Raw genomic sequence first — 11,263 nt, forward strand, 5'->3', positions numbered from 1 at the left:
AGGGGCGTAACCGCGCGAGACAGGGAGCCAGGACATGCAGCAGCACCGCATCATCGTCATCGGAGCCGGATACACCGGAGCGAGTGCCGCCGGACGCCTCGCCAGGCGGCTGCGCGGCGAGGACGTCTCCATCACCCTCGTCAACGCCGAACCGGACTTCGTCGAGCGCGTCCGGATGCACCAGCTGGCGGTGGGCCAGGACCTCCGCCCCCGCCCCTTCCGCGAGATGTTCGCCGGCACAGGCGTCCAGCTGAAGCTCGCGAAGGTCTCGGGCATCGACGTCGACCACCGGACGGTGTCCGTCACCGCCCCGGACGGAACCGGCGAGCCGGAGACCTTGTCGTACGACACCCTCGTCTACGCCCTCGGCAGCGCCTGGAACACCCAGGGCGTCCCCGGCACCGCCGAGCACGCCCACGAGATCGCCGGCCGCCCCGGGGCCCAGCGCCTGCGCGACCGCCTGGCCGCGCTCGCCCCCGGCGAACCCGTGGTCGTCGTCGGCGGCGGCCTCACCGGCGTCGAGGCCGCGACGGAGATCGCCGAGACCCGCCCGGACCTGGCCGTGGCCCTGGTCGCCCGGGGCGGACTGGGCGACTGGCTCTCCCCCAAGGGCGCCCGCCACCTGCGGAAGGTCTTCACCAACCTCCGGATCACCGCCCACGAGAACACCGCCGTCACCGCCGTGGAGGCCGACCGCGTCACGACCGCCGAGGGCAACATCCCGGCCGCGGTCACGGTCTGGACGACGGGCTTCGCCGTCCACCCCGTCGCCCGGGCCACGACGCTGGAGACCGGCGACAACGGCCAGATCGTGGTCGACGCCACCATGCGCTCGGCCTCGCACCCGGACGTGTACGCCATCGGCGACGCGGCCCTGGTGGCAGGCCCCGGCGACAAGCCGCTGCGCATGTCGTGCGCCTCGGGCGTCCCCACCGCCTGGCAGGCCGCCGACGCCATCGCGGCCCGCCTCACCGACGGCAAGCTCCCGACCATTTCGGCCCGCTACTTCAACCAATGCATCTCCCTCGGCCGCAAGGAGGGCCTGATCCAGTACGTCACCGCCGACGACCGGGCCATCGGCGCAGCCCTCACCGGCCGCCTGGCCGCCTTCTACAAGGAACTGGTCTGCAAGGGCGCGGCCTGGGGCGTGGCCAACCCGACGATGGGCCTGCCGACCCGCCGCCGCCGGACCACGGGGCAGCCGGCCCGGAGCGCGGGCGTGCCCGCCGACGCCGCTGCCGCTGAAGCGGCTTGAGGTTCCGGTCCAGGATCCCCTGAGGCACTCCACGTCCTCAGGGGCCTGGGCGCGCCTCCTCGGCAGTTCGGGAGAAGCCGACCACAGGCGTCGCGAGCCCGCCCCCGGGCCTGCTGGTCCGCCGCCAGGTACTGACGATTGCTCAGCGAGCAGGTCTACGGGTACGACCGGATGGCCACCGTGACATCCATGTCGAAGACGTTCGCCCCCGCCACGGACGGCAGGCCCAGGGCCCGGTCGAGCACACGGCCCAGAGGGCCGCAGCCACTGGTGCGCGGCGCGGCGAACTCCGCGTCCCGGGCACCGAAGGCGACGACCAGCGGGTCGTCGGATATCACCCGGGTGGGAGCGGTGTCCTTGAGCACCAGGTGAACCGCCTCCTCATCGCTGCCCACCGAGCATCCCGACAACGGCCGGCCCACCAGCCCGTGCGCCGAGCCCAGGGCGAACGTGAGGTCGAACTCGCCGCGCCGGGTGTCGTCGGACAGGAAGTCCGCGTACCCGCCGTACTGCGGAGTCAGGGTCAGCGGGGTGCCGCCCACCCGGATCGGCGCGGCGGCCATCTCACCGAAGACCTGGCGGAACTCACCGTCCACACGGCCTTCCGCGAAGGTGATCTTCATGGGTTCGGCGAGCGGCTCGTCGACGGCGCCCATGCGCAGATGCCCCGTGGCGTGCATGACCTCGCAGCGCCAGGTCCCGGGGTCCGCCCCTGCGGGCAGTTCATCGGCGGTCGGGCAGGCGGAAAAGTCGAACGCGGGCAGATCCGCGGCCCGTTCAGCTCCGTGTGCCGGTACGGCACCCAGGGCGAGTCCGGCAATCAGGACTCCCGCGGCAGCACGTGCGAAGCGGCGGACAGCCCGGTTCAAGGTCACTCGGTTCGGCGTCATGCACACCAGTATTGCAGAGCTTTCTCTGCAGAGGAAGCTCTGCAGAGAATTAGCTGCTATCTGGCTAGACTGCCGCCATGACGAAAGAGCGGAGACCGGAAGCCGTGGAGCGACACACGGTCGAGAGCCCCGAGGTACTCAAGGCCCTCTCGCACCCCCTGCGCCTGCGCATCCTGCGCCACCTCGGCACAGCGGGCCCTGCCACCTCGACCACGCTGGCCGCCGCCCTCGGCGAGAACACCGGGACGCTCAGCTACCACCTGCGCATGCTGGAGCGCAGCGGCCTCATCGAGGACATCCCCGAACGCTCCACCGGGCGGGAGCGCTGGTGGCGCGGAGTGCGGGGGCTCGACATCCGCAGACCACCACAGGGGGAACTGACGGAGGCCGAGCGCGCCATGTCGGCCGAGCTGGACCGGATGCGGATGGAGGAGGACGTCGAGCTCGCCCGACAGTTCACCGCCGGACAGGCGAAGTCGGAAGGCTGGATGCGGGGTTCCCGCAGCCTCGCCCACCTCACCAAGGATGAGCTGGACGCGTTCCACGACGACTATCTGACCCTGCTCGCGCGCTACGCCCGTGGCCCCGAAGACGCCCCCGCCGGCGCACGACCCGTACTCCTCCGCTGGTTCGGCCTCCCCGCCGACTGACCGGCAGCCGCTCCGCACACGAGCGGCACGGGCGGCACGAGCACAGGCAACGCGAAAGGCCCCCAGGATTTCTCCTGGGGGCCTTTCGACTGCTGTGCACTCGGCAGGATTCGAACCTGCAACCTTCTGATCCGTAGTCAGATGCTCTATCCGTTAAGCTACGAGTGCTTGGCGTTCCGGGCTTTTTCTCCCCGGTCGGCGTTGCGAGAACAACATTACATGACCTGCGCCGTGACGCGAAATCCATTAGCCGCACCGGTGCCGACCTGCGGAAACAGCTTCCTGAGACGCTTCTCGGCCACCCTCCCGAACCCGCACCGAAGCCCCGCCGAACCGGCTCCTGTGCGCCCTCCACACCCCCGACACCCGCGCGCGCCCCGGAACGACCGAAGCCCCGTGCCAGGGGCACGGGGCTTCGGGATGGAGCGGAGGCGGAGGGATTTGAACCCTCGATGGGCTTTAAGACCCAAACCGCATTAGCAGTGCGGCGCCATAGACCGGACTAGGCGACGCCTCCTCCACACTCCTCGCGCGGACGCGAGTGGTGCGTGCAGATGATGACACAGTCGAGCGTCGTGCCACCAATCGCCGTTCACGTTACTAGGCCTCCGGGGGCCAGGGCAAAGCAGTTCGGCGTGGTGGCGCAACGTCCGGGCGCGGCACGCGTTAGAGAGGGGTGGGGGCCCCGGGTCTCCGTCAGTCGTCGTCGCCCGTCAGCCGTCCGTCAGCCGTGGTGCCGGGGCGGGTCCGTGATCGTGCGTGACCGCCGCCCGTGGCCGACCGTGCTGCAGAGATCCTGGAGCTCCGCATGCTGCGCCGTCTCGCCCTCACCGCCGTCGTCTCGCTCGCCGCGCTCGCCACCGCCGTGCCGGCGTCCACCGCCACCGCCTCCGGGCCCGCGTCCTCCGGTCCGGTGCCCTCCGCCGTGCCCACCACCGGCCCGTTCGCCGCCGCCCGGCCCGCCCTCGGGCCGCTGCCCATGCCCCTCCCGCTGCCCGGGTTCCTGGACGGCGGGGAGGGGACAGGGGTCGGTGAGGCCGACAACGTACGTACACGGCTCACCGTGAGCGTCGAGAACACCGGGGTCGCCGGGGCCGACGGCACCTTCGAGCTGGAGTGCGGGCCCACCGGGGGCAGCCACCCGCGGGGGCAGGCCGCCTGTGACCGGCTGGCGGAGGCCGGCGCCACCCGGGCGGGGCGGCAGGAGCTGTTCCGGCCGACCCCCGAGGGCACGATGTGCACGATGATCCACGGCGGCGACGCCACCGCGCGCATCGTGGGCACCTGGGAGGGCCGGGCCGTGGACACCACCGCCAGCCGCCGCGACGGCTGCGAGATCGCCCGCTGGAACAGCCTCGTGCCGGTGCTCCCGGATGTTCGATAGTCCCTCGGTCAGGACGTAAAGGCGTTCGCTCCGGCGAAGGGCCACGGGGCTTTTCCGGTGGCCGGGGCGGAGCGTCGCGCCGCGCGTCCGCGCACGTCACGGAGTGCGCGGACGCTCACGCCATCGGCTCGCGGCGTACACCGCACGCACAGAACCTTGGTGAGAGCTCCCCCTCATCCGCCGCCCCCGGGGCCTCCCCTGCCCTTAGACTCCTCCAGTGACAGTCTGCGGCCCGAGGGGCAAGATGGGGCCCGCTGTCGGCAAGGTGCGGTAATCAGGGAGGAAGCGTCGTCGTGAGCAGCAGGCCATCCCGAGGCACTGCTCGCCTCGCAGCCATACTCGATGCCCTTCCTGACGGGCTTCTGCTCGTCAATTGCAATGGCACGGTCGTCAACGCCAACGCCATCGCCCTCGAAATGTTCGAGACCCCGGGCACCGCGCTCGTCGGTCGCGGACTGCTCGATCTGCTGCCGGAGTTCGACTCCAAGCTGATCCCGGGTTCGATGCGCCGGCCCGAGGCTGCGGACGAGCAGGGCAGGACCAAGCCGACGCGGATGACCGCGCGGCGCACCGACGGGCACGAGTACCCCGTCGAGGTCACCAGCGCGAGCCTCGACAGCGGGCAGGCCGCGTACAACGACATCCACTCCAGCTACACCGGCGACGAGCTGCTCATGCTCGTCGTGCGGGACCTCTCCGGCACCGTCGACACCGAGGCCGAGCTGGCCCGTTCGCAGCGCCAGACCGAGATGATCCTGCGCGCCGCATCCGAGGGCGTCGTCGGCACGGACACCGACGGGCGCGTCGTCCTCGTCAACCCCGCCGCCGCACAGATCCTCGGCTTCCGGGCCAGCGACCTCGGCGGCCAGGAGCTGCACCCGCTGATCCTGCACTCGCGGGCGGAGGGCGAGCCGTTCCCGTACGAGGACTCCCCGCTCGCCGACACCCTCAAGTCGGGGCGCAAGCACCGGGTGCGCGGGCAGGTGCTGTGGTCCAAGAGCGGCGCTCAGGTGCCGGTGGACCTGACGACCGCGCCGGTACGGGACGGGGACCAGCTCGTCGGCGCGGTGATGACGTTCACCGACCGTCGCCCGTACGAGGAGCTGTCGGCGCAGCACAAGAGCGTCGTCGCCGAGCTGACCTCGAGCCACTCCGCCGAGGTCACCGCCCTCAAGGAGGCGCACGCCGCCGAACTGGAGGCGCTGAACGAGGCCCACGCCACCGAGACCGCCGACCGGACCGAGCGGTACGCCGCCGAGGTCGAGGGACAGGCCGAGCTGCTCGCCTCCCTGGGCGCCCAGCACTCCCAGCTCACCGCCGTCCTCGGCGGTTCGCTGCGCGGGCCCCTGGAGGAGCTGCGCGGCGAGCTGTCCACCCTCGCCGCCGACCCGGCCGGTCAGCTGTGGCCGGAGGCCAACCAGATCCTGCACCACCTCGCCGCCGGGTACGCCAGGATGACCACCCTCGTCGACAACGTGCTGGGCTACCAGCGCCTCGACACGGGTACGGAAGGGCTGCTCAAGGCCCCCGCCATGATCGAGGGGATCGTGACCGGCGGGATCGACGGGGCGGTCGAGCTGATCGGCCCCGGGCGCGCGCAGTTCGCCGTGCACGCCCCGCCGATCGAGGCCGAGGTCGACGCGCGTCGGCTGGCGACCGCCATCGCCCATCTCGTCGCCGACGTCTGCGGTGTCGACTCGACCGGCAAGACCCGGGCCGTGCCCGGGGGCGGCTATGTCGACTCCACCGTGGTCGTGGCCGCCGCCCAGCGCGGTGACGTCGTACGGATCGAGGTGCGCGGGCCGTTCGCCGGGGGCGACCCGGTGCACGAGCCGATCGTGCGCGGCATCGTCCGGGCGCACGGCGGGGTCCTCCAGACGCACGAGATGCCGGGGATGAGCGGCAGCGCGTACGTCCTCGACCTGCCCATCGGCGCCGCGGCCGGCACGATCGCGCCCCCCGAGGCGGACACCAACGCCCTGCTGCCGGAGCCCGCACCCGCCGCGTCCTCCTCGTCGCCCGAGGGGCTCGGAGCGCCGGGCGTCACCAGCGGCGGTCGGCGCCGGGCGCGCAGGTCCTCCACCGACGCGTTCCTCGACAGCCCCGGCGGCAGCCCCGGCGGCAGTCCCGGCAGTGCACCCGGTACGCCGGAGAGCACGGGCGGCGGCGAGGCCGGTGCCGTGGCTGCCGCTGCCGCTACCGCTGTCGATCCCGCTCCCGCTGTCGCTCCTGACGGCCGTCCGGCTGTCGAGCCGACCGGGCGGCGGCGGGCGCGCCGGGGAGCGGCCGCGCCCGAGGAGCAGCAGGCCCCCGAGCTGATCCCCGCCCAGCAGGGCGAGGGGTCCGGGCGTCGGCGTGGCCGTCCCAGCCCGGCCGAGACGGCCCCGGCCCCGGACGCGGTTCCGGAGGACGCCGGGACCGCCGTACAGGAGCAGCAGCAGCCTCAGCCACCGCAGCGGCAGGCACTGGCCCTGACCTCCGCCCCGTCCTCGGCTCCCGCCGCGCCTTCCGAGGGGTCGGTCGTCACCGCGGCCGAGAACGCCCAGGGCGGCGGTCGTCCGCAGCTCGGGCAGACCGTGCCGCCCCAGGGCGTCCCGGTGGACCCGCAGCAGCCCGTTCCGCCCACCGGACGGCGGGCCCGGCGGGAGGGCGAGAATCTGGCCCTCCCCGCCCTTGCCTCCGGAAACGGCGCAGGCGGCGGAAACGGCGGTCCCTCGGGCGCGGAGCCGTCCCAGGAGCCCGGAAGCCGGCAGAGCGGAAGCCAGCAGCCCGGGGGGCGGCGGGCCCGGCGCGCGCTGGCCGCCGCCCAGGAGCGCACCGCCGCCGAGGCCGGTCCGCGGACCGCCTTCGCGCTGCCGCCGGCCGACGCGGACCGGGCGCCGATCGCCCCCGACGCGCCTGCGGGGCCCGGCGACGAGGCGAGCGGGCACCACACGCGTACCGCACCGGAGGCCGGTCACACGCCTCCGCAGGCGCACCCCGTCGCCCCGCCGCACCCCGGCCCGCAGCCCGACGGAACCTCCGGGCAGGGCTTCCCGGCCGCGCCCGGCGCATACGACGGTGGCCTCCCGCAGGCTCCGGGTCCGGCGCCGGAGAGCGCCTCCTGGGGCGACACCGGGCAGACCGCCCACACCACCGGCGTCGCCGCCGTCGCGCACCCGGCCGACGGTGACGCGGGCGTCCCGGCCCCGGACGCGCGGCGGCAGCCGCTGCCCGCCGAGGAGCCGATGCCGGACGGCAGCAACCCCGACTCGACGCAGGGCAGGGCGTTCAGCGTGCGGACGCTGGGCCAGGGCGTGCCGTTCGCCCAGCACCTCGCGCACCAGCAGAACCAGCCGCACCAGAGCCTCGGCGGTGCGGGCCGGCGCCGCAAGCTCGCCGCCCCGCCGGAGGCCGACCGCGCCCCGGCCCGGACCGCCGACGGCCGGCAGGCCCCGCCCCCGCAGGACCGGCCGGGCACTCCCGGTACTCCCGCGCCCGCACCCGCGCCTGTTCCCGTGCCCGGGTCTCCGCAGAACCCGGCCCCGCCCCAGGGCCCGGTACAGGAGACCGGACACCCCGGTCAGCCGGCGCAGGGCGGGCCCGGCGCCTCCTACGGCGAGGGTCAGCTGCTCGCGCCGCCCGTCGCGGAGGGGCGCGCGTACGCCATAGGGGCGCCCGACGAGGGCGCCGAGGGGCCCGAGCCGCTGGACGGACCCGGGGGCGCGGTCGAGGTCGCCAACCGGCCGCACCCGCACCCGGTCGACGACGAGCTGCCGCCCGAGCCGCTGGACAACCCGCGCCGGCTGCTGGTCTGGCCCGCTCCCGACGTCCCGACCCAGCAGGCGCTCAGCGACCGGGGCTACCGTCCGGTGATCGTGAACTCCCGCGAGGAGGTCGACGCCCAGATCGCCGCGTTCCCCGCCGCGCTCTTCGTCGACCCGCTGACCGGGCCCATCACCCGTACCGCGTTGCAGTCGCTGCGCCAGGCGGCCGTCGCGGCCGAGGTCCCGGTGCTGGTCACCGCCGGTCTGGGGCAGGCGACCCGGGAAGCGGCGTACGGAGCCGACCCGGCCGTCCTGCTCAAGGCGCTGGCCCCGCGCGACAGCGAGCAGCATCCCTCGCGGGTGCTCCTGATCGAGGAGCACGAGGAGATCGCGGTGGCGCTGACGCAGACCCTGGAGCGGCGCGGCATGCAGGTGGCGCGCGCCGCGACGGACAGCGAGGCCGTCGACCTGGCGGGCCGGATGCGGCCGAACCTCGTGGTGATGGATCTGATGCAGGTACGTCGCCGACGCGCCGGGATCATCGACTGGCTGCGGGCCAACGGACAGCTGAACCGCACCCCGCTGGTCGTCTACACCTCGGCCGGGATGGATCATGCGGAGCTGCCGCGGCTCGCATCGGGCGAAACCGTTCTCTTCCTGGCAGAACGGTCGACCAGCGACGAGGTCCAGTCGCGGATCGTCGACCTGCTGGCGAAGATCGGCACCAATTAGCCGCACGCAAAGCCAAAGCAGAACAGGGCGGGGGCGGTACGGGATTCCCGTACCGCCCCCGCCCTGTTTCACGTGAAACCAGCGGACCGGATCTCAGAGCTGGGTGACGTCCAGCTCGCCCTCCGCGTACTGCTTGCGGATCACCTTCTTGTCGAACTTGCCGACGCTCGTCTTCGGCACGGCGTCGATCACCGACCAGCGCTCCGGCAGCTGCCACTTGGCGATGCCCGACTCGGCGAGGAACGCCTTCAGCGCCTCGTAGTCGGTTCCCGTGGCGCCCTCCTTGAGCACGACGGTCGCGAGCGGCCGCTCGCCCCACTTCTCGTCCGGCACGGCGACGACGGCCGCCTCCGCGACGTCCGGGTGGGCCATCAGCGCGTTCTCCAGCTCCACGCTGGAGATCCACTCGCCGCCCGACTTGATGACGTCCTTGGCCCGGTCGGTGAGGGTGAGGAAGCCGTCGGTGCTGATCACACCGACGTCGCCGGTCTTCAGCCAGCCGTCCTCGCTGAACTTGTCCTCGGGGCGCAGGTGCTCGCCGTCGGCGCCTCCGTAGTAGGCGGCGGCGATCCAGGGACCCCGGACCTCCAGCTCACCGGCCGACTCGCCGTCCCACGGCAGGTGCTCGCCCGCCGGGCCGACCAGCCGCGCCTCGACCCCGGCGGGGAAGCGGCCCTGGGTGACCCGGTAGGGCCACTGCTCCTCGGCGCTCAGCCCGGCGGGCGGGTGGGCCATGGTGCCCAGCGGCGAGGTCTCCGTCATGCCCCAGGCGTGGCAGAGCCGGACGCCGAGCTTGTCGTACGCCTCCATCAGCGAGGGCGGACAGGCCGCGCCGCCGATGGTCACGTTGGCCATGGAGGTGAGGTCGCGCGGGTTGGCGGTGACCTCGGCGAGCAGGCCCTGCCAGATGGTGGGGACCGCGGCCGCGTGCGTCGGGCGCTCGCGCTCGATCATGTCGGCGAGCGGGGCGGGCTGCAGGAAGCGGTCCGGCATGAGCATGTTGACGCCGCTCATGAACGTGGCGTGCGGCAGGCCCCAGGCGTTCACATGGAACTGGGGCACGACGACGAGGGTGGTGTCCTTGTCGGTCAGCCCCATCGACTCGGTCATGTTGACCTGCATCGAGTGCAGGTAGATCGAGCGGTGCGAGTAGACGACGCCCTTGGGGTCGCCCGTGGTGCCGGAGGTGTAGCACATCGCCGCGGCCTGGCGTTCGTCCAGCTCCGGCCAGTCGTACGTGGTGGGGCGGTCCGCGATCAGTTCCTCGTACTCGTGCACGCGCGGCGCGACCCCGGCGAGACCCGAACGGTCCCCCGGCCCGGACACGACGATGTGCTCGATGCTCGGCAGGTGGGGCAGCAGCGGCACGAGGAGCGGCAGCAGCGAGCCGTTGACGATCACCACCTTGTCGTCCGCGTGGTTGACGATCCAGGCGAGCTGTTCGGGCGGCAACCGGAGGTTGAGGGTGTGGAGCACGGCCCCCATGGAGGGAATGGCGAGGTAGGCCTCGACATGGGCCGCGTTGTTCCACATGAGCGTGGCGACCCGCTGGTCGCCGTCGACGCCCAGCTCGTCGCGCAGCGCGTTGGCCAGCCGGGTGGCGCGTGCGCCGATCTCGGCGAAAGTGACACGGTGCGGCTCGGGTTCGCCGGTCCAGGTCGTGACCTGCGACTTCCCATGGATCGTCATCCCGTGGTGCAGGATGCGGGTGACAGTCAGCGGTACGTCCTGCATGGTGCTCAGCACGGCGTCCTCCCGGTAGGCGCTACGCGGCAGTAAGGTTCCGCTGATTCTGCGCACATACCACGCGGTATGTCACTACTCACGGGAGAAAATTCCTGTCCGGGACCCCTGTGGCGGAGCGTGCCCGATGATCCTGATCAGCGGACCGAGCCGTCTCCGATCAGCGGACCGGGCCGTCTCCGATCAGCGGACCGGCGTCAGTTCCGGGTCCTCGCGGAGCTTGCCGAGGGCGCGGGAGACGGCGCTCTTGACCGTGCCGATCGATACGCCGAGCACCTCGGCCGTCTGGGCCTCGCTCAGGTCCTCGTAGTAGCGCAGCACGACCATCGCGCGCTGGCGGTCCGGGAGCTTGAGCACCGCACGCCACATCGCGTCGTGCAGCGACTGCTGCTCGGCCGGGTCCGGCGCCGGGAAGGTCTCCCGCTCGGGCAGCTCCTCGCAGGCGAACTCGTCGACCTTGCGCTTGCGCCACTGCGAGGTGCGGGTGTTCAGCAGGGCCCGGCGCACATAGCCGTCCAGCGCCCGATGGTCCTCGATCCGCTCCCACGCGACGTACGTCTTGGCGAGCGCGGTCTGCAGCAGATCCTCCGCGTCGCACGGGTTCGCGGTGAGCGAGCGCGCGGTACGCAGCAGGACCGGTCCCCGGGCCCGTACGTACGAGGAGAACGACGCGTAGGGCGTGTGGGGGTGGCCGGCGGCGGTGGCAGAGGCCGCCCTGGAGGCGCCCGTGCAGACTGGCGTGGTCATGTACTCAACGCTAGGAGCGAGCGTCGCCGAGGGGATCGCCCCCAAGTCCCGAAGCGCCGTCCGCCTCAGGTTGTAGGGGGCGTACACCCTGCACCTCCTGAAGGTGGACGGACCTC

7 protein-coding genes and 2 tRNA genes are annotated in these 11,263 nt (G+C 72.9%); 4 read left to right on the forward strand and 5 right to left on the reverse strand.

The window, feature by feature from the left end; translation table 11 throughout:
- Positions 1-34 precede the first annotated feature (34 nt).
- Positions 35-1,255, forward strand: a complete 1,221-nt coding sequence (locus ACIQPT_RS14040; RefSeq protein ID WP_401155768.1) for an NAD(P)/FAD-dependent oxidoreductase — start codon at positions 35-37, stop codon at positions 1,253-1,255.
- A 155-nt stretch (positions 1,256-1,410) separates the two neighbouring features.
- On the opposite strand, the gene ACIQPT_RS14045 is transcribed toward ACIQPT_RS14040, so the two are convergent.
- A complete protein-coding gene (locus tag ACIQPT_RS14045) occupies positions 1,411-2,145 on the reverse strand; it encodes a hypothetical protein (protein WP_401155770.1) in 735 nt (244 codons plus the stop codon).
- Between the two features lie 77 nt (positions 2,146-2,222).
- Between ACIQPT_RS14045 and ACIQPT_RS14050 the strand changes: the two genes are divergently transcribed.
- Entirely contained in the window at positions 2,223-2,795 is a 573-nt protein-coding gene (locus tag ACIQPT_RS14050; protein ID WP_401155772.1) for an ArsR/SmtB family transcription factor, read from the forward strand.
- Between the two features lie 95 nt (positions 2,796-2,890).
- Here ACIQPT_RS14050 and ACIQPT_RS14055 read toward each other — a convergent pair.
- Positions 2,891-2,963, reverse strand: a tRNA-Arg gene (locus ACIQPT_RS14055).
- A 258-nt stretch (positions 2,964-3,221) separates the two neighbouring features.
- Positions 3,222-3,312, reverse strand: a tRNA-Ser gene (locus ACIQPT_RS14060).
- A 291-nt stretch (positions 3,313-3,603) separates the two neighbouring features.
- On the opposite strand from ACIQPT_RS14060, the gene ACIQPT_RS14065 reads away from it, so the two are divergent.
- Positions 3,604-4,179: an SSI family serine proteinase inhibitor gene (locus tag ACIQPT_RS14065; RefSeq protein ID WP_401155774.1), complete on the forward strand. Its 576-nt coding sequence runs from the start codon at positions 3,604-3,606 to the stop codon at positions 4,177-4,179.
- Positions 4,180-4,472: 293 nt separating this feature from the next.
- Positions 4,473-8,657: a PAS domain-containing protein gene (locus ACIQPT_RS14070; protein WP_401155775.1), complete on the forward strand. Its 4,185-nt coding sequence runs from the start codon at positions 4,473-4,475 to the stop codon at positions 8,655-8,657.
- 93 nt (positions 8,658-8,750) lie between these two features.
- Here ACIQPT_RS14070 and ACIQPT_RS14075 read toward each other — a convergent pair whose 3' ends face one another.
- Positions 8,751-10,403, reverse strand: a complete 1,653-nt coding sequence (locus ACIQPT_RS14075; protein ID WP_401155776.1) for a long-chain fatty acid--CoA ligase — start codon at positions 10,401-10,403, stop codon at positions 8,751-8,753.
- 180 nt (positions 10,404-10,583) lie between these two features.
- A complete protein-coding gene (locus ACIQPT_RS14080) occupies positions 10,584-11,147 on the reverse strand; it encodes a SigE family RNA polymerase sigma factor (protein WP_401155778.1) in 564 nt (187 codons plus the stop codon).
- Between the last annotated feature and the right edge of the window lie 116 nt (positions 11,148-11,263).

Origin of the sequence: Streptomyces sp. NPDC091289 (assembly GCF_044757365.1) — a bacterium.
Taxonomy (GTDB): Bacteria; Actinomycetota; Actinomycetes; order Streptomycetales; family Streptomycetaceae; genus Streptomyces.

Excerpts from the sequence above, each read along its gene's own strand:
- ACIQPT_RS14040 (WP_401155768.1), top strand. The coding sequence starts at position 35 with ATGCAGCAGCACCGCATCATCGTCATCGGAGCCGGATACACCGGAGCG.
- ACIQPT_RS14045 (WP_401155770.1), bottom strand. The coding sequence starts at position 2,145 with ATGACGCCGAACCGAGTGACCTTGAACCGGGCTGTCCGCCGCTTCGCA.
- ACIQPT_RS14050 (WP_401155772.1), top strand. The coding sequence starts at position 2,223 with ATGACGAAAGAGCGGAGACCGGAAGCCGTGGAGCGACACACGGTCGAG.
- ACIQPT_RS14065 (WP_401155774.1), top strand. The coding sequence starts at position 3,604 with ATGCTGCGCCGTCTCGCCCTCACCGCCGTCGTCTCGCTCGCCGCGCTC.
- ACIQPT_RS14080 (WP_401155778.1), bottom strand. The coding sequence starts at position 11,147 with ATGACCACGCCAGTCTGCACGGGCGCCTCCAGGGCGGCCTCTGCCACC.